Genomic DNA, 19,200 nt, shown 5'->3' on the forward strand with positions numbered 1-19,200 from the left:
TAGTGAATATAAATTACGTCTATTTCCATCAAAAATTTCTCATAACTTGGTAATCTTCACAAATGCTCTATCTCAGAAATCTAACTTATCACCCCACAGCCTGCCCAAAAGCAATTCTTCAAGCTATAAATTTAGAATTACCACCCCAGAAACTGGGTTTAATTATTGGTCCTAGCGGTTCGGGTAAAAGCACCTTATTAGAAATTTTATCTGGATTGGCTGATCCCACTGCTGGTGGAGTTTTCTGGAGAGAACAGGGACTCATAGCCGAAGAACTACAACAATTAGCCGGTTTAGTATTTCAATTTCCAGAAAGACACTTTTGCGGGGGGACAATTTTAGAAGAATTGCGCTTAGGACATCCTGAACTGGGAGCGGACAGGGTTAAACAAGCATTAACAGAGGTTGGATTAGATCATTTATCTTTATCTGCGTCACCTCATGCTTTAAGTGGTGGACAACAGCGACGTTTAGCTTTAGCGGTGCAGTTAATTCGTCAACCAAATTTACTATTATTAGATGAACCTACAGCGGGTTTAGATTGGTCAATGCGTCGCCAATTGGTGAATTTATTAGCCAAACTCAAAAAAGATTGGACATTGTTAGTTGTAACACACGACGCTGGTGATATGTTACCAATAGCTGATTATTGTTGGACTTTAGATCATGGGGTCTTAACATCAGGAGTCAGCACTTCGGCTTCGCTCAGTGACCAGTCAGGAGTCAGAAGTCAGGGAGAAGAGGTAAAATCTGCTTAATTCTAAATTAATCTTCAGAGTAATTGAACGCAGATGAACGCAGATGAACACAGATAAGGAGGGATGAATTCATGGATTTGATGATGTTATGTAGCTTCACATAAAATTAGGTATGAAATTCCCAAATTGAACCTTTAAAACTCTTTCCTTTGCGTGATTGCGCCTTTGCGTGAGACTAAAATTCATACCCTGAATCAGTAACGCCAAAATAACTTAAAAAAATTAATTTTAACCAATGAATTTAGAATCTTTACCTATAACTAGTTTGCCAGAAATGGGGGAAATATGGCAAAAAACTCTGAATTGGCAACCAACAAATTGGGAAGAAAACCAATTTCAACAACTTTATCAATTAATCTTGGCAGGAAATTGTCAACTTAACTTAACTCGCATTACTGAACCTGAAGAATTTTGGGAAAAACATCTTTGGGATTCTTTGCGAGGAATTGCACCTAAACAAGTATTTATTCCCGGTATTGAAAAGGGTAAGCGGATAATTGATATTGGTACGGGTGCAGGTTTTCCTGGTATCCCAATTTCTCTAGTTTTTCCTAATTCTCAAGTTACGCTTTTAGATTCTACAGGGAAGAAAATTAGTTTTATTGAGACAATTTTATCAGCACTTGCTCTGAATAATGCCAAAACTTTACTGGGGAGAGCCGAAGAAGTTGGTCAGCAAATTCAACACAGACAACAGTATGATCTAGCTGTAATTAGGGCTGTGGGTAATGTTTCTGCTTGTGCTGAATATTCTTTACCTTTAGTAAAAAAAGGCGGTTTAGCGGTAATTTATCGCGGTACTTGGACTCAAGCCGAAAATGAAAGTTTAGAAATGGCTGTTACCCAATTAGGTGGGGTAATTGAACTAATTGAAGAATTTTCTACTCCCTTGAGTAATAGTATTCGTCATTGTCTTTATTTACGAAAAGTAGCAAACACACCAATTAGTTTTCCCCGTGCGGTTGGTATACCCAGTCAAAAACCAATTTAATCAACTGATTTCTCGATTTTAGATTAGATTGGTGATTAGATATCTAACAGCGCGAGAGCCTCAACGCTGATAGCGACAATAAACCTAAAATCCCAGAATCCAAGTGTTAAATTTGTCTCAAAATGGGTGTTCTGTATGGGTTGCTTCTGCAACAGAAGAACTGCTGACACCAACTGCTGTTGCTCTTGGCAAATTTGATGGTGTTCATCTTGGTCATCAAAGAGTGATTCAGCCAGTATTGCAGTCAGCACGGGGTGAGGAGAATTCAGTCCGCCCGTACTCAACCGTTGTCACATTTGATCCCCATCCCCAGGAGTTTTTTACAGGACTTCCCCGTGATTTGTTAACACCACTGGATGAAAAAGTTGCACAATTGCGATCGCTTGGGGTAGAACAATTGGTATTATTACCTTTTGATAGAGAACTATCTGCCCTTTCCCCTGAAGAATTTGTAGATAAAATCCTGGTTCAACAACTACAATGTCAACAGATTAGCGTTGGACAAGACTTTTGTTTTGGCAAAAAGCGCATGGGTACTGCTCAAGATTTGCAAATACTCGCAGCAAAATATAATATACCCGTGACCATAGTTCCTATAAAAACTGATATGGAAAACTTTTCCGCAGCAGATGATACTCGCATTAGTACCTCATTAATCCGGGAAAGTTTGGAAGTCGGTGATATTCAAAAAGCAAATCGTCTTTTGGGAAGACCTTACAGCCTTACAGGTATAGTAGTAACAGGTCAAAAATTAGGGAGAACTATCGGCTTTCCTACCGCCAACATTCAACTACCAAAAGACAAATTTTTACCTCGTCATGGTGTTTATGCTGTGGAGGTTATTATTGATAACGAAACTCCAGACAACTCTCCCACTCAACATTTTGGAGTCATGAATATTGGCAATCGTCCCACAGTTCATGGTATAGATACTAGCGTAGAAGTACATTGTTTAAATTGGTCTGGTGATTTGTATGGTAAAAATTTGCTGGTACAGTTAGTAAAATTTTTGCGTCCCGAACAGAAATTTACCTCCTTAGAAGCGCTGAAAAATCAAATCCAACTAGATTGTAAAATAGCTCAAGAAGTTTTCAATTGCTAATGCTGGAGAAATTTCCAAAAACAAAAAACCACTTATGTAATATGAAATATCATGGGAGGTATAACCTCCCAAAAAGTATTTCTATTATGTTATATTTGTTGTACAATCATAAAAAAATCACATTTACTTATGCAAAAAATTATCATCAAGAACTTCGGTCCAATTAAATATGCAGAAATTGAAGTTAAGAAAATATTAGTTTTGATTGGTGAACAGGCTAGTGGTAAAAGCACTATTGCTAAATTGATTTATTTTTTCAAATCACTAAAAGAAGATTTGTTCAGTCAAATCTATCAGGATATACAGAAGGATAATTTTGATATTGATTCTGATTTGATATCACCTATAAATGAAAAATTCTATAATTTTTTTGGTTCTACATTTAATTTGCCTCATTTTGAAATTACATTTTATTATACTTTTGAAAGTAACAAATATTTAAAACTCACTCTCAATGATGAAAAAAGACTAATATCTAAATTCAGTGATAATCTAATAACTAAAAATTTCAAGGATGATTTGACTCAAACAAAAAAAGCATTTCAAGAGTTATTAAATATAGATAAAAACCAATTTGATAAATTACGAAATACAATTTATATTACATATATAAACAGACTTCATGAATTATTGGATGAAGTTTTTGAAATTACACAAGCAAATTCATTATTTATAATTTCCGGTAGAAATGCTACAGTCAGTTATTCTAATCTTTTTGAAAAATACTTATTTGCAATTGTTCAGAAAAGTGTAGAGGAAAACAGAAGAAAAGTCTTTCTTAACAAGGAATACTCAATAGATGAAAATTTAATGTTAAATTTCATTGAAAGAGTTGAAACGATTAAAGAAAAATTTAAATATTTTGGTAATTTTCAAGGATTAATTGAAATTGATCAAAATAAAATAACCAATAAAATACATTTTATTAAAAACAAAATGAATGAAATTTTAAAAGGAGAATATCAAATTGATCAGATGGGAGAAAAAATTGTCTTTAATAATGAGAAAAACGATTATGTCTATCTTTCTCATGCTTCATCAGGACAGCAAGAATCTATTAGGATATTACAAGATATTTTTATTAATATCCTTGACGACGTAAAAGTGTTAAGGATCATAGAAGAACCTGAAGCACATTTATTTCCTGTTGCACAAAAGCAACTGATTGAGTTATTAGCTTTAATGGTTAATCATAATGATGATAATCAACTAATTATAACCACCCACAGTCCCTATGTTCTCACAGTTTTTAATAATTTACTCTTTGCGAATAGAGTAGTTGAAAAAAATCCGTCAACAGAATCAGAAGTAGCACAAATAATTCCCCAAGATTCCTGGTTAAGTGCTAAAGATTTTTCTGCTTATTCTTTGGCAAATCAATCTGTTAGTCAGGATACTAGGTATTGCGAACCTATTTTTAATCAAGAAAAAGGTACTATTCAACAAAATTATTTAGATACAGTTTCGGAAATTTTGGGTGGTGATTTTCAAGCTTTGTACAGTATTCACGCTAAAACTTTCAAAAGAAAATGAGCAAATTTGAGGATATTAAAGAACTTCTATCAACTGCTTTTGATAACTTTTCCGATGTTCTGGAAATTGAAATGAGATCGGAATTTTCAATGATAGACTATCAAGGACAGTCTTTTATTATTAAAAATGTTAGTTCAGATGACAACACATTTACTATTAAACTAAATGTTGTTGATACTGTTAAAAATGGTTTTGATATCACTAAATTATTTAATGTAATTAATGCTAAAATAGTTGGTTTTATTCCTATTGACGGAAAAAAAGGACTTTTAGGATTTGGTGATTCTCATTGCGATTTTGTATTTTTTGATGAAAATGATTTTTGTTTTGTAGAGTTCAAATTGGATGCAACAAGTTTAAGAAAAGTAGATAAAAACCGCGACAAAGCTATTAACCAACTCACTAATACTATTGATTTATTTGATAATAAATTAGTTAGAAACTATGCAGGTTTAAATTTAGAAGCTTATGTTTGTACTCCTGAATTTTACCCAAGATTTAATTCAAGCTGGATAGCATTTGCGAAAGATTTTTTAGAAGAGTATGGTTTTGAACTTTTTGAAATAAACAATAAAATTTGTAAATAAATAATATATTTAAAAGTAAAACCAGTTCCAAAAAATTTGTTTTTTGACTTTCCTCTCCTTGCGTCGGTGGTTTAGCAACTCCAGAAATCTTTAATTCTTATGCTGGATTAAGCTTGTTACCTGGGAATACTGTACAAAAGGCTAAACTATTAAACAAGTTTTTAGTCAAAACTCAGAAGTAAACCTTCTCCATTCCCCCCCAGGTACTGCATGAGAGAAAAAATTGACGCTTTAACACAAAATTTGGCTCGTACCATCGTTGGTAAACATGAAGCCATCCGCTTAGTCATAGTAGCTTTACTTGGTGGTGGTCATGCTTTATTAGAAGATGTCCCCGGTGTCGGTAAAACCCTCTTAGCCAAATCTCTAGCTCGTTCTGTAGATGGTAAATTTCAACGGTTACAATGTACCCCTGACTTACTCCCCACAGATATCACCGGCACAAATATTTGGAATCCTAAAACTGGGGAATTTACATTTCTACAAGGTCCTGTATTTGCTAACGTCCTCCTAGCGGACGAAATTAACCGGGCTACACCCCGTACCCAGTCGGCTTTGCTGGAAGTGATGGAAGAACATCAGGTAACAGTTGATGGTGTTTCTCGTCTAGTTCCTCAGCCATTCTTTGTGATTGCTACCCAAAACCCCATTGAGTATCAAGGGACGTTTCCCCTCCCAGAAGCCCAAATGGACCGGTTTATGCTGTCTTTGAGTTTGGGCTATCCTTCGGAATCAGAAGAAATGCAAATGCTGCAAAATCTGCAAGCAGGTTTAAAAGTTGCTGATTTACAGCCTTGTATTACTTTAGAAGAAGTCCAAGCATTACGCCAAGCTTGTTCCCAAGTCAAGGTAGAAGCATCTTTGCAACAATACATTTTGGAATTGGTGCGAACTACTAGACAGGATGAAGAAATCACTCTTGGTGTGAGTCCTCGTGGTACTGTGGCGTTACAAAAAGCTTCCCAAGCACTGGCTTTTATTTTAGGTAGAGAATATGCTCTTCCTGATGATGTCAAGTTTCTCGCACCGCACGTTCTTTGTCATCGTCTGATTCCTAGAGGGGGAAGAAATGCCAAAACTATAGTTGAACGGTTATTGCGATCTGTGCCTATCCCTTAATATAAAATATCATGGGAGGTATATCCTCCCAAAAAGCGGATTTTTTCGGGTTTTTTATATCAATTTTGGAAAAGAACATCTTTTTTCTTATTTCTGATTATGAAAACTTATAATCTGTCTGATAAAAATAACAAGAACTTATAATTGCATCTTGATTGAAGAACTAAGAAGTCCTGATTTTGCCTTTTGCCACTTTTTCAGCAAACCCTAAGAGGTTGTTTGAAAAGTATTATATGAAACCCATAATCTCCAAAAACCTAACCCCCCTTCCCCCCTTCCCCCCTTCCCTACAAGGGAATGGGGTTTTTAAAGCCTCTCCCCTGGTAGGGGAGAGGTTTGGAGAGGGGTCTGTTTCCACATTAAAAACTTTTAAAACATCCTCTAAGTAACAAATTGGTTTATGCTGTAAATAGTGAAAGTTTAAGAAATATTAAGTTCTCCTCCTCGTATAATCATGCAATGTATTGTTAATCGCCGCGATCAGTTTTCAGCAGTTGGTCGGTATTGGTTCCCAGAACTGAGTCAAATTGAGAATTTAGAAAAATTTGGTGCTTACTCAAAATTTCCCGGACACGGACACAACTATGTCTTGTTCATTTCCATGATTGGGGAATTAGATGAGTATGGTATGGTGCTGAACCTGTCTGATGTCAAGCACGTCATCAAAGAGGAAGTTACCAGTCAACTAGATTTTTCCTATCTGAATGATGTGTGGACAGAATTTCAACAAACTCTCCCCACTACGGAAAATATGGCGCGAGTGATTTGGGAACGTTTAGCACCCCATTTACCTTTGGTGCGCGTCCAGTTATTTGAACATCCTCAACTTTGGGCTGATTATCAGGGAGAGGGAGAAAAAGCTAGTTTGACTATCAGGACTCATTTTAGCGCTGCTCACCGTCTAGCTCCTAACCTCAGTGCTGATAAATATGGTAGATGTACTCAGACTCATGGACATAATTATCATCTAGAAGTGACTGTAGAAGGGGAAATAGACTCCCGTACGGGCATGATTGTGGATGTAGCTGCTTTAAATCGAGTGGTGGAAGATTATGTGGTGAGAATATTTGATCACTCTTGTGTGAATGAGGATATTCCTTATTTTGCCGATATTGTACCCACTACAGAGAATATTTCCCGTTACATTCATGGTCTTTTAGAATCACCCATTGATGAATTGGGAGTGAAACTAGCCAACATTAAACTGTTTGAAAGTCATCAACTTTGGGCAGATTATCCGGGTAAAGATAGGTCAGGCTATCTGAGTATTAGCACTCATTTTAGCTCTGCTCATAGATTGGCACACCCTGATTTGAGTTTGGCAAAAAACACGGAAATTTATGGTAAATGCGCTCGTGTAAATGGACATGGACATAATTATCAATTGGAAGTAACGATAATTGGGGAAATTGATTCCTCTACGGGTATGGTTATTGATTTGGGGGCTTTAAATCAGATAATTACAGATTACGTGATTGAGCCATTTGATCATACTTTCTTAAATAAGGATGTTGCTTTCTTTAATCAAGTTGTGCCGACTGCGGAAAATATTGCTCTTTATATTAGTAATACTTTGCGATCGCCTATTCAAGAATTGGGTGCAACTCTTTACAAAGTTAAACTGGTTGAAAGTCCTAATAACGCTTGCGAAATCTATGCGGCTGATTCTGAATCCATATCTGTTAATGCAGCGGTAAGTCAACCAGTATTGGCAATAGTTTAAACACATCCAGATACCCGACTTCTCAAAGAAGTCGGGTATCTATATTCCTAACTCCTCTATATTGTACAAAATAGGAACTCAAAGCTAGTTAATCAGATCATTATTTGGTTAGTAATTTCCAGTTAATTGATAATATATTTTCACTATTTTGTAACTGATTAACTATAGCTTTTATTACTTCTATATCCTCTGGACGACTAACACCTGCTAACCCTAAACAAATTGCTATAAAATTAATATTATTTGTGTAATTTAAGGCTGTGATTGTTGCTTGATAAATGGCAGATTGAATTTGATTTTTTGCTGCTTCTATACCAACACTTTGATAATTAGAAGCCCCTGCTTCACCTCTTCCTAAAATTTTACCTGCATCATCCATAATGATACAAATAGTTTTACTACCACCACCATCAATACCCAAAATAAAATTCATATAAAACTCCTATTTATATAAATCATGATCTAAATATTTGGGTAGGGGTTTAGCATTGCTAAACCCCTACGCTGAATACTTATTTATTTTCCGGTTCTAAAGGAATAAAAAATATAGTTAACATCCCCGGAATAGTTGCTAAACAAACCAAGACAAAAAATAATGGATATCCTAGTGATTGTTGAATTACACCACTAATCGCTCCTGGTATCATCAAACCTAAAGCCATTAATCCAGTAGATATGGCAAAATGAGAAGTTTTATGTTCCCCTTGACAAATATACATTAAATAGACGGTAAAGGCTGTAAACCCTACACCATAACCAAATTGTTCTAGGGAAACTAGAGGATAAACAAATTTTAGTGCTGGTTTAGCATAAGCCATATATACATAAAAAATGTCAGGTAAGTTTAATGCTAAAGCCATAGGAAATAAACATTTTTTTAACCCAAATTTCGCAATTAATAAACCTCCCAAAATTCCCCCACATATCAGAGAGATAACGCCAAAAGTACCGTAGACTAAACCAAATTCTTGGGTAGATAAACCTAACCCTCCCATTTCTGGTTTATCTAATAAAAATAAAGAAGCCACTTTAACTAACATTGCTTCACCAAATCTGTAAAGCAAAATAAATGCTAAGATGATGACTATTTTTGATTTACTAAAATAAGAGCGAATAATTTGTAAAAAAGGAATATTATTGATATTTACTTGGGGATTTGATTCTAAATTCTGATGATCTGATTCTGGTGTTGGTAAAATGACTAGATGAAACACAAATAACAATGCAAAGATGACAGCAGCTACGCTAATAACAATACTCCAACTTAACGGAATATTCTGAGTTGATTCTTCTAAATAACCTGCTAAAAATACTAAAAAACCTGTACTAAATAAAATTGCAAATCTATAAAACAGTGAGCGAATCCCCACAAATAAAGCTTGTTGTTCTGGGTGTAAAGCCAGCATATAAAAGCCATCTGTGGCAATATCATAAGTAGCAGAAATAAATGCAGCAATAGTTAATATTCCTAGAGATATAAAGAAAAAATTAGGAAGGTGGAAAGATAAAGCCAAAAAACTCAAACAGAAAAACATGATAATTTGCATGGTCAATAACCATTTTCTTTTGGTAGAATAAATATCCACAAATGGCGACCAAAACATTTTTAAAATCCAAGGAAAACTGATTAAACTTGTCCAAAAAGCAATTTGTGTGTTATCTACTCCCAGTTTTTTGTAGAAAATGACAGATACAGCATTAATAATCATGTATGGTATCCCTTCCGCAAAATAAAGCGTGGGTATATAAAGCCAAGGAGAAACAGACGGAGTTTTATTTTTCATAATGCTAATTATCTTTTAAAAAAATACCAACGACTGGCTAAACTGCGTAAATAGCGATAAATTAACCAAGCTAAAAGTCCTAACCCAAAATTGAATAATAGTTCTTGGACTATAAACCAGAAAATTTTCGGATCAAACCAAAGTTCCCACCGCAAAGGACTAATTTTTCGGGCTAGAATCAATAATCCAAATAGAGAATTTCCGCCTAGTGATAGGATTAACAATACTAAACCCCTTTGCCAAGTGCGAGCGGAGGATGTATGTCCAGAAATTAACACTAAAGGATGTTTTCTCTGGAGTTTTCGCAGTAGTTGTTCCCACCGCCAAAACATCCATAATAGTAAAGGAAATAACCCATAAATGAGTAAATTTGTGGGCTGCGAAAACCTCACAGAAATAGATAAAATATTGACTAAAGCATGAAAGCAAACAGAATTTAACCAAGCGATAAAAATTAAATCCCGATCTCGATTCAACCTTCTCCTAGCAGAAATATATATCCCTAAAGCGTACCCCCAAGGAGCAGAAAACATCGCATGAACTGGAGTACCAATAATGCGGTCTAGAATTGAAGATGTGCCGTGAGATAAATAAATCCAGGTTTCTTCCGCTGTGAAACCTAAAGCCACGGCTATGGTAAATAAAAAAACTGTAGTAGCTCGGAGATGATACTGACGTTGTAAATAGCAAATGGGCAGAATAACTGCTACTAATTTACAACCTTCTTCAATGGGAGCGATCGCTAATATTTGCCGAAAAACGACACCAGAAAAATGACGCTGGATCTGTTGCCAGTCTAAAACCCGGTTAGCTACATTTTCCATAGCCCATTCCCAGCCCAGAGCAGCAAAACCAGAGATAGCGCCAATAATGAACAAAATCAATAAATTTAACCACGGTGGGGCAGCAGGAGTTCTGCGGTAGTAAAACCACAAAAACAGCAGGGGGGGGATAACTGCCCACAGCACTACATATAAATTAGCCACTCACCTGAGCAATGATAGTACGGTAACGAGGACTATTGCTAGTAATAGTAGGAGATTGGAAACCTGCCCCAATTAGGGCTTGTTCAATGTCCAAACTAAAATATTCATCTAAATAAGGTTCGGTACTTTTAAGCAACGTCAAAATATAAGTTGGCATTTTTTTGTAATTTTCCGATTTAGGATTCATGTCCGTAGATTCAGATTGATCATGTACCCAGTTGATTTGGGCAAGACGACGTTGTTTAGTCCGATAGTTAGCTACAGCTAGAAGGTAAGGAGATAAGTCTAAACCAGTAATTTTGGCTTGGGGATATACTACCTGTAAGGCGAAGGTACTTAATACCACTGGACATCCTAAGTCTAATATATCTTGCGCTTGGTGAGAAATCTGTGCAATTCATTTTTGTCTTTAACACTCTTTTTAACTTATGACATATTTACCATATTTGAGGCTATATTTAGTGAATCTGGCATTTTCTCAATTTATGCTAATTTTGAATTCTCAGGGTTTGGGCTGCAAGATAAACTTTTGTCCATTCACCTAGAACTTGATGGGTTTTCAGTTGTAGTTCTTGGGCTATGACTTCTATGGAGTTACCTGCTTTGCGGAGGTTGAGGATTTGTTGTCCTATGGGAGTGATTTTTTCTGGAAGTTGTTGCCATTGGGTTTCTGTTAGCCCTAAATTATGTTCTTCTAGGGAAATGGACAACCAGTTATCAATTAGTTCTGGTTGGCCTTTAATGGCAAAGACTCGCACGGCATGATAACTGAGTTTTTCTCGCAGCCGATATACTTCTTTAATGGGTTTGTTGAGTTGTTTGGCAATTTCTTCTTGGGATTTGCCTTGCAGATATAAGCGCAACCAATCTACTGCTTGTTGTCCAATATTTTCTAATAAGTATTGTTCAAATTCTTGCTGTACAAGTTGACGGTTAGCTTGTTGTTCTTCTAAGTGTTGGGTTTCTTGATATTGAGCGATCGCTTGATTATCAACTAAGCTAATCGGATTGTCGTTATTTTCTGTGAGAATTTCCTCAGAAACAAGTTTCACTAATTCGCTAGTAGGTACTTGTGTTAAGCCTCCTCGCTGAATTCGCCGCAGGTAGTTAACAAAGCGGTACATTAATATCGGTTGATTCCGAACTGGACGCAAACAATATTCTTCTATGCTGGCAAATAGTAACGTATCCCGCAATCTTTTGTCCGTTGTGATTGCGGCAATGTGAGTCATTTGTTGTTGGATATATGAGTCACTTTGCATCAGGTCTTGGAGGACTTCTTGCAGGACATCAATAACGCTTCGTTGGCGATCGCGGCTGAGAGATATCCACGTCTGAATTTTGTTTCTTACCGCCACTACACTACTCAAGCGGCTAATGAGTTGACGATAAGCCTTTTCTCTGCTCATACCTAAATAGCGTTTGTGCAGAATTCGCCACCGATATTCCATTGCTTGTTTAGCAATTTCTAGTTCTTTGGGGTTAAGTAGATCAAACCGTGCTAAATCCACTCCCAAAAGCCAATTAAGAATACTTTGTCTAGTAGCCTGACTTTGTTCTGGACATTCTGTAATTAGTCGCTGTTGCCAATATTGAGCTAAATTTACCCCATTTTGTGTCATAGCAACATTGCGCTCCTTGAAATTAGATTTAGCGATTTAGTAGCAGGTAATAACTCCTAATTGATTCGTTCAATAGACCGTAATATCAAATTAGGATGAAGCTACATTGAATAATATTTCAAGAATAATTAACCGCAGATAAACGCAGATTAAGACGGATGAATTAATGGATTTGATGTAAAGATTCAGACGTTATGGGATTACGAACATAATAATATTGTGGACTATTGATGCAAGTTGCTATTTAGGGAAAGAGGGAATAGGGGTTTATTACCTATTACCCATTGCCCACCTAATAGATGAAATTAGATCCTAGCAGCACCGATAATGGGATTTTCCACAGATTCTCGATACTGTTGAACGTCTGCTGTATAAGCAATTGGCAATACAGCTTCTACGTTTTCATGGGGACGAGCAATAATTACCCAGGATTCGAGAGTACCACCATGAACTTTTTCTACAGCATCCACACCGGCTGCCATAGCGGCTTTAACTTCGGAAACATCACCACGAATATTGACGGTAAAGCGAGCGCTCCCAACTCTGATATAACCAACGAGGGTAACTCGACCGGCTTTTACCATTGCGTCTGCTGCTGCAAGAACGGCGGGAAAACCCTTAGTTTCTAATGATCCAACTGCCTGTGATGACATTTTTAATCTCCTGTTTTGAATATAAAGTTATCGGTTGCTACAAGTTAATTTTTATGAAGAAATGCTTCAATTTTTCATAGCGAACTTACTTAGAAAATACGGAAAGGTTCAGATTTGGAGGTGAAGTGGATAGGTAAGACTGTTTCCACATTTTCCGGGGGATTGGGAATAATGTAGTGGGTAATAACCTCACCGCCATAAACTTCTTCACCAGCAACAATTCCAGCGGCTACGGCTGTTTGCACTTCCGCAACGTGGCCTCTGACAGCAACTATCATGCGACCACTTTCCGCGATACCGTAATAAACAATCGTGACACTAGCAGCTTTGACCATTGCGTCTGCTGATGCTAAAACCGCAGGAAAACCTAATGTTTCAATTGCGCCAACTGCCATTGGCATGGCTTAAATCTCCTACTATCGGGATAATTGATTCCTATTTTACGTGGATTGTGTCCCTATTTTAATTTTTGCGGAAATTTTCTTTTTTAATTGGTGACTGGGTATTAGCTAAGGGACTTGCAAGAAATAAATTATCTCAATAAACGAACCACAGAGGCACAGAGAACACAGAGAGAGAATTTTTGCGTCAGTTTTGGGACATTTTTTTATTTGGGAGTCCCTAAGGTGATCCGCACTGATGTAAACTGGAGTTTATGTTTCCAAGTTTTCTTCCTGCCGCAGTTGGGCAACTCACAGAACCAACATCCATCGCTTTGGCTCAAAATATCCAAAGTCAGGCGATTATTACTCATGCCGCCAATGAACCCATTAATACCACTTATGTCCAACAAGGTTATGGTGGTACACCGATTTTATTAATTCATGGTTTTGATAGTTCGGTGCTAGAATACCGCCGACTTTTGCCTTTACTAGCTGAAAAAAATGCAGTTTGGGCCGTAGATTTATTGGGATTTGGTTTTACAGATAGATTACCGGGGATTGCTTACAGTTCGGTCACGATTAAAAACCATCTCTACTCATTTTGGCAAACCCTGATTAACCAACCTGTGATTTTGGTGGGTGCGTCAATGGGTGGGGCTGCGGCTATAGATTTTACCCTCACTTACCCAGAGGCGGTAAAACAACTGGTATTAATAGATAGTGCGGGTTTGAAAGGTAATTCCCCATTAAGTAAATATATATTTCCACCTTTGGATTATTGGGCGACGGAATTTTTGCGAAATCCCAAAGTGCGTAAAAGCATTTGTCGAACTGCATATAAAAACCCAAATCTGATCTCCGAGGATGCTTTGTGCTGTGGAGAATTACACTTACAAATGCCTAATTGGACTCAAGCCTTAATTGCCTTTACCAAAAGTGGCGGTTATGGTGCTTTTAAATTTCCCCAACTTGCCAAAATTGCACAACCAACTTTAATTTTATGGGGTGATAGTGATAAAATTTTAGGAACTGGGGACGCTCCGAAATTTGCCAAAGCAATTCCCCAAAGTCAGCTAATTTGGATTAAAGATTGTGGTCATATTCCTCACTTGGAACAATCACAAATTGTCGCTGAACATATATTAGAGTTTTAGCAACAAGATCCCCGACTTCTTCAAGAAGTCGGGGATCTAAATTCTTAACTTCAATCATACAACCAAGTATTTTTGGAAAAATCCTCACTGTCTTGATTGGGTTTTTCTTGAAGTCGTTCTATTGACCTATGAGATTTTTTGTATTGAATGGATTTGGAAATTTGACTAGCTTGTTGACTAAGTTGTGAATGAGGTTGTTGACTAGGTTGTTTTAAACTCTTGATTTCTTCTAGTAACTGAGAGTTGGAATCTGCTAGTTGTAAAGCGGTTTGTTTTGTTTCGTAAAGTTCATTTGTCAAACGTTCTACCAATGCTTCTTTTTCTGAAAAAGCTGTTTGTAAATCACTAATTTGCTTGATTAAAGTAGATTCTTTTTGTTTTAATGTAGAAACTGTTTGCTGTAATTCTTTAATACTGGCTTCTAGTTCTAACTGATTATTATCCGTTTGTACTTGGGTTTCCAATACTGCTTCAGCCGAAACTTCAATTACAGGTTCACCTTGTAGAGGTGTAAATTTTGTAGCCTCTTCCTGTATTAAGTTAGAGAGATTTTTTTTAGGCATTACTTTATAAACTCCATTATCTGATCATTCTTCAAGTATAAGTCTGGAAGTGACAAAAAAGATCAGACACCCAACTTCTTCAATAAATCAGGTATTTTATTATTTCAATTTATGGGTGATTTAGTCTAGATAATAGGTAGAATCAAGATGTTTACTTATCTATTTTTTTCCAGTTTTGGCTACTATATCTTGTCCTCGTTGTCATCAAATTATTGATAGTCAAGCAATTACTTGTCCTCAGTGTCGGCTATTGCTGAAAGCTTACGGACATCCTGGTATTCCTTTGCACCGCGCTCAAGGAAATGATCATCTATGCGACAGTTGTAGCTATCACTTTGATCATACCTGTAACTTTCCTCAATATCCCTATGCTCAAGATTGTACTCTCTATCAAAATATAGAAGAAAGTGAATTAGAATCGCAAAAGCAAAATTCTAATTATAACTTGAGTACAAGGGTTAATAATTGGATAAAACGCCATCAAACTTTGTTATTAATACTAACTTTGTTATTAGTTTGTTTATTAATAACCTTGTTCAACTCTTGATATAACAGAATCACGAAAACTGCCCTTAAACTGTCTTTACTTCTAAGTTTTCTGGCATAATTTCCCCAGTTGATGAAATCTCTTCCGCAAATATTTCTAAATCAAACCAAAAAGTAGTACCAATACCAACTTCACTTACCAAATTAACTTGACTATGATGTCTGTCCATAATGTTTCTGACAATTGATAAACCTAAACCTGTTCCTTCTAGAGTATGAACTCTATTTTCTACACGAAAGAATCGGTCAAAAATTGCCTGTTGATCTTCTGGTGCGATACCAATTCCTGTATCACTAATTTCAATTCTCACTTTACCAGAATGATGCTGAGAATGAGAATTAGCATCTAGTTGATAAGCACGGATAACTACCTTACCACCAGCTAGACTGAATTTAAGAGAATTACCAATTAAATTCCCAAAAACTTGCAGTAACAAGTCATAATTTCCTAGAACAAAAGGTAAATCATGAGTCAGTTCCTGGCACAGTTCAATCCCTTTATCTTTAGCATTAAGCTGATAAGTCCGTAATGTCTGTTCTATTGCTTGTGGTAAATCTACCTTATCAAAAGTGTAATTCCGACCAGATTCAAGTTTTGATAAATCTAAAACATCATTAACCAAGCGGGTGAGTCTATCAGTTTCATTATTAACTGTTTGCAAAAATTCCTTGCGTTCATCAATACCTAAATCTTCGCCATAATCATGTAAAGTTTCAATATAGGTTTTGATGTTAAATAAAGGAGTCCTTAATTCATGGGAAATATTGCTGATAAACTGGCTTTTAGCTTCATTTAGTTCCACCTCCCGGCTAATGTCTTGGACAGTGATAGCTATACCTTTAATACTTTCCCGTTGGAGGTTAAGAACTGTGGTTAAAACAATGCGAATTGTGCGTTGAGTAGGTTGTTTGAGGAGGATACGAAATTCAGCACTTTCACATTCACCTGCTGCCATTTCATATAAAGTCCGGGATATTTCCATTTGGACAGTATGGGGTAAGTGATGGAGTATATTACTACCAACAACATCCACACTTTCCCAATTAAAAATCCGTTTAGCAGTGGGATTAACTAATATTACTTGCATATTATTATCAATCAAAACTGCACCATCAGCAATGGTGGAGACTAAGGTTTCTAATTTAGCTTTTTCGGCAGTTAATTCTTCAATATTTTGTTCTTCATAACGTTCTAGCCGTTCTGCCATTTCATTGAAGCTGAAAATTACTTCTCCTAGTTCACCACCGAGAGGGATATCTATGCGCTGTTTAAAATTTCCAGCCGCAATTTGTTTAACACCTACTAGCAATTCTTTAATAGGTTTAGTAATAGTTAAAGCATTAATTACTCCTGCTAAAATCACCATGACCCAAATTGTGATAAAAACGGCAATGGTAACATCACGGGTGAAATTAGTGGATATGACTGCGATTTGGTTAGGGTTAATACCAACTGCTAATACACCTAAGTATTTTTTATCTACTATTAAAGGCACAAATACATCTGTAACTGCACCATCGGGGGTGTTATGCTGCCTAACCATTGGTTGATCTTGATTGTCAGAATAATCTTCTGGTAGTTGGATATGGCGCTTAATAGTGAGGGAGTTTTCTACCTCTGGTTCCCAAAAAGGAAGACCAAAAAACATTTGCCCAGTTTCATCAGCGTATAACATATAACGCACGCTAGAAGTGGCACTGAAAAAACGTTGAGAAAATTGGGCAACTTCAGTTAAATTGTGATCAGCAATTAGGGGGGCTACATTTGCGGCCAGGAGTAATCCTAAATCACGACCAAAGCGGGTATCATTGAGACGTGCATCTTGCTGAATTGTGTTTACAGCCCAGAAGGTCAAACCACTCATGACCAAGGAAACCATGAGGGTGGCGACGGCTAGGAGTTTGGTCTGAAGGGTAAACTCTGACCACCAATTGGCGAGTGCTTTTGATGCACCAGAGGCGAATTCATCTCGGAAATTTGTAAAAAGAGCCAGCATCTTAAAATACGGTTGTTAGTAGTTCGTTGTTTTCTATCCCAAAAACTAAAAATTGCCAGTTAATTTTCCAAACGTGCTAGGAATTGGCAGGAGGGACAGGGGACAGAGGAAAGAATATAGTTGATCTTTTACCTCTTCTTTTCTAATTTAACTATGTTTTTGGAGTAATCGTAAAAACTTAGTTGCAAGAAAGGTAATGTGATGGGACTATTACAATGTAAAATACGTAATCATCTAGAATCCAAAATTAAGAATATTTCAACGTTCTAGGGTTAACAAACATTCTCACTCAGTCAATTATCCCCAAAATACTGATAACGTAATTAAATTTTTCCTATTCTATCTATGAATTCTCCGGAAACACCACGTAAATCACCCACCCAAGCAATAGGGGCAAAAATTTTCCACTATTGTAATTTCATCAGCTTATTTATTATGATCACCAGTGGATTGCAAATTTATAATGCTAATCCTGTTTTTGGCGGACGTGGTGGATTATATATTTTCCCCCTGTTTACTTTAGGTGGTTGGTTGGCTGGAGGTAGACATTGGCATTTTGCAGCCATGTGGCTATTTTCTCTGAATCTTTTCTGCTATGGAATTTATATTTTCGTTACCCAACGCTGGAAAAATAGATTTGTTAGCGAAAAAGATATCAAGGCATTACAAAAAAGTCAGAATCACCAACGTTTAAATTATGCTTGGCATCGAATTATTTATACAGCAATCATTCCTATTTTATTACTGGCAATATTTACAGGCATAGGAATGTACAAACCTGCTCAATTTTATTGGATAGTTGATATTTTTGGCAGTTGGCAAGCATTAAGAATTGTCCACTTTGCTGCTGTACCAACAGTGGTAATATTTGTCTGGCTTCATTGGAAGTTAGGGCAGAAGGTAGGGGGAAATCCCCTGACAAAATCTATATTTTTGTAAAAAATAGCAGAATTTAGGCATCAAAATGAATAATCATGAATTTACCCGAAGAAGGTTTTTACAACTTTCTGGTTTATCGAGTATGAGTTTATTACTTGGTGGTTGTGGTACACCTATATTTGCAGATTTAGTAGGGAAACTTTCTGAACCTCTCAATCAGAAATTTGAAGAATTGATATTTCAGCCTCAAAAGCCAGTTCCAGAATTTTTACCTAATCAAATTGAACCAAATAAGTTAATAATTAATAGTTTTAAATCTACACCAGTTATTGATCTAGCAAAATATCGTTTAATTGTAGATGGTGAAGTAAATCATCCGCTGAGTTTGAGTATGGCAGATATTCAAGCTTTACCTCTCACTTCTATGATTATTCGTCATGTTTGTGTAGAAGGCTGGGCGGCAATTGTGCAATGGGGTGGCATTCGTTTGCGGGAAATTATCGCCCTTTCTCAACCTAAATCCTCGGTTAAATATGCCTATTTTAAATCAGCAGATGGTTATTATGAAAGTTGGGATATAGCCTCAGCTTTACACCCACAAACCCTATTAGCTTATCAAAAAAATGGTGCAGCTTTGCCTGTGGAAAATGGTGCGCCTTTGCGGTTAGCTTCACCCATTAAACTTGGCTATAAACAAAGTAAATGGGTGACACGAGTTACCCTCACCAGTAAATTATCAAATGCTCAAGGTTATTGGGAGGATTTGGGTTATGAATGGTTTGCAGGATTGTAAATAAAGTAGGAGTCAGGAGTCAGGAGT

At 36.5% G+C, this 19,200-nt stretch carries 18 protein-coding genes and 3 pseudogenes; 12 read left to right on the forward strand and 9 right to left on the reverse strand.

The annotated features are described in order from the left end of the window. Positions 1-62 precede the first annotated feature (62 nt). The 8 genes and pseudogenes from FJR08_RS04860 to FJR08_RS24190 form a co-directional block, all read left to right on the forward strand. Positions 63-758 (forward strand): ABC transporter ATP-binding protein, encoded by a 696-nt coding sequence (locus tag FJR08_RS04860; protein WP_168632361.1) that lies wholly within the window; start codon positions 63-65, stop codon positions 756-758. Positions 759-993: 235 nt separating this feature from the next. After that, the gene (gene rsmG / locus FJR08_RS04865) at positions 994-1,749 is read left to right on the forward strand and encodes a 16S rRNA (guanine(527)-N(7))-methyltransferase RsmG (protein WP_174782991.1); all 756 of its coding nucleotides are present in this window, start codon (positions 994-996) and stop codon (positions 1,747-1,749) included. A gap of 103 nt (positions 1,750-1,852) precedes the next feature. Further along, positions 1,853-2,851: a bifunctional riboflavin kinase/FAD synthetase gene (locus tag FJR08_RS04870; protein ID WP_168632362.1), complete on the forward strand. Its 999-nt coding sequence runs from the start codon at positions 1,853-1,855 to the stop codon at positions 2,849-2,851. A 129-nt stretch (positions 2,852-2,980) separates the two neighbouring features. Further along, the gene (locus FJR08_RS04875) at positions 2,981-4,384 is read left to right on the forward strand and encodes an AAA family ATPase (protein ID WP_168632363.1); all 1,404 of its coding nucleotides are present in this window, start codon (positions 2,981-2,983) and stop codon (positions 4,382-4,384) included. Beyond that, entirely contained in the window at positions 4,381-4,971 is a 591-nt protein-coding gene (locus FJR08_RS04880) for a hypothetical protein (RefSeq protein WP_168632364.1), read from the forward strand. The genes FJR08_RS04875 and FJR08_RS04880 overlap by 4 nt, the downstream gene beginning before the upstream one ends. 210 nt (positions 4,972-5,181) lie before the next feature. Further along, positions 5,182-6,090 (forward strand): MoxR family ATPase, encoded by a 909-nt coding sequence (locus FJR08_RS04885; RefSeq protein WP_015083692.1) that lies wholly within the window; start codon positions 5,182-5,184, stop codon positions 6,088-6,090. A gap of 454 nt (positions 6,091-6,544) precedes the next feature. Next, a pseudogene (locus FJR08_RS24185) lies at positions 6,545-7,318 on the forward strand (6-carboxytetrahydropterin synthase); the annotation flags it as partial. 30 nt (positions 7,319-7,348) lie between these two features. Continuing rightward, positions 7,349-7,813 (forward strand): annotated as a pseudogene (locus FJR08_RS24190) (6-pyruvoyl tetrahydropterin synthase family protein); the annotation flags it as partial. A 100-nt stretch (positions 7,814-7,913) separates the two neighbouring features. Here FJR08_RS24190 and FJR08_RS04895 read toward each other — a convergent pair. From FJR08_RS04895 to FJR08_RS04925, 7 genes and pseudogenes are all read right to left on the reverse strand, one after another. Beyond that, positions 7,914-8,246: a BadF/BadG/BcrA/BcrD ATPase family protein gene (locus tag FJR08_RS04895; protein WP_168632366.1), complete on the reverse strand. Its 333-nt coding sequence runs from the start codon at positions 8,244-8,246 to the stop codon at positions 7,914-7,916. Between the two features lie 79 nt (positions 8,247-8,325). Beyond that, positions 8,326-9,597: an MFS transporter gene (locus tag FJR08_RS04900; protein ID WP_168632367.1), complete on the reverse strand. Its 1,272-nt coding sequence runs from the start codon at positions 9,595-9,597 to the stop codon at positions 8,326-8,328. Between the two features lie 8 nt (positions 9,598-9,605). Then, positions 9,606-10,583, reverse strand: coding sequence for a PrsW family intramembrane metalloprotease (locus FJR08_RS04905; RefSeq protein ID WP_168632368.1), 978 nt, complete (start codon positions 10,581-10,583; stop codon positions 9,606-9,608). After that, a pseudogene (locus FJR08_RS04910) lies at positions 10,576-10,977 on the reverse strand (methyltransferase domain-containing protein); the annotation flags it as partial. The gene FJR08_RS04905 and the pseudogene FJR08_RS04910, both read right to left, overlap by 8 nt. Before the next feature lie 94 nt (positions 10,978-11,071). Beyond that, positions 11,072-12,205: a HetZ-related protein 2 gene (locus FJR08_RS04915; RefSeq protein ID WP_168632369.1), complete on the reverse strand. Its 1,134-nt coding sequence runs from the start codon at positions 12,203-12,205 to the stop codon at positions 11,072-11,074. 305 nt (positions 12,206-12,510) lie between these two features. Beyond that, positions 12,511-12,858 (reverse strand): carbon dioxide-concentrating mechanism protein CcmK, encoded by a 348-nt coding sequence (locus FJR08_RS04920; RefSeq protein WP_015083688.1) that lies wholly within the window; start codon positions 12,856-12,858, stop codon positions 12,511-12,513. Between the two features lie 89 nt (positions 12,859-12,947). Then, complete coding sequence (locus FJR08_RS04925) at positions 12,948-13,259, reverse strand: carbon dioxide-concentrating mechanism protein CcmK (protein ID WP_015083687.1); 312 nt, start codon at positions 13,257-13,259, stop codon at positions 12,948-12,950. Between the two features lie 254 nt (positions 13,260-13,513). Here FJR08_RS04925 and FJR08_RS04930 point away from each other — a divergent pair, with 254 nt between their 5' ends. Continuing rightward, positions 13,514-14,395 (forward strand): alpha/beta fold hydrolase, encoded by an 882-nt coding sequence (locus FJR08_RS04930; protein ID WP_168632370.1) that lies wholly within the window; start codon positions 13,514-13,516, stop codon positions 14,393-14,395. 50 nt (positions 14,396-14,445) lie between these two features. Here FJR08_RS04930 and FJR08_RS04935 read toward each other — a convergent pair whose 3' ends face one another. Beyond that, positions 14,446-14,958 carry a hypothetical protein gene (locus FJR08_RS04935; protein ID WP_168632371.1) on the reverse strand — a complete coding sequence of 171 codons (513 nt, stop codon included), beginning with the start codon at positions 14,956-14,958 and terminating at the stop codon, positions 14,446-14,448. A gap of 175 nt (positions 14,959-15,133) precedes the next feature. On the opposite strand from FJR08_RS04935, the gene FJR08_RS04940 reads away from it, so the two are divergent. Next, positions 15,134-15,505 carry a zinc ribbon domain-containing protein gene (locus tag FJR08_RS04940; protein WP_168632372.1) on the forward strand — a complete coding sequence of 124 codons (372 nt, stop codon included), beginning with the start codon at positions 15,134-15,136 and terminating at the stop codon, positions 15,503-15,505. 25 nt (positions 15,506-15,530) lie between these two features. Here the strand turns inward: FJR08_RS04940 and nblS are convergent, their stop codons facing one another. Continuing rightward, positions 15,531-17,501: a two-component system sensor histidine kinase NblS gene (gene nblS, locus FJR08_RS04945; protein WP_015083683.1), complete on the reverse strand. Its 1,971-nt coding sequence runs from the start codon at positions 17,499-17,501 to the stop codon at positions 15,531-15,533. Positions 17,502-17,846: 345 nt separating this feature from the next. Between nblS and FJR08_RS04950 the strand changes: the two genes are divergently transcribed. Both FJR08_RS04950 and FJR08_RS04955 read left to right on the forward strand, forming a co-directional pair. Further along, a complete protein-coding gene (locus FJR08_RS04950; RefSeq protein ID WP_015083682.1) occupies positions 17,847-18,440 on the forward strand; it encodes a cytochrome b/b6 domain-containing protein in 594 nt (197 codons plus the stop codon). A 25-nt stretch (positions 18,441-18,465) separates the two neighbouring features. Further along, positions 18,466-19,173 (forward strand): molybdopterin-dependent oxidoreductase, encoded by a 708-nt coding sequence (locus tag FJR08_RS04955; protein ID WP_015083681.1) that lies wholly within the window; start codon positions 18,466-18,468, stop codon positions 19,171-19,173. The last annotated feature ends 27 nt before the right edge of the window (positions 19,174-19,200 follow it).

The sequence above is a fragment of the Dolichospermum sp. UHCC 0260 genome (assembly GCF_009711985.1).
Taxonomy (GTDB): Bacteria; Cyanobacteriota; Cyanobacteriia; order Cyanobacteriales; family Nostocaceae; genus Dolichospermum; species Dolichospermum lemmermannii.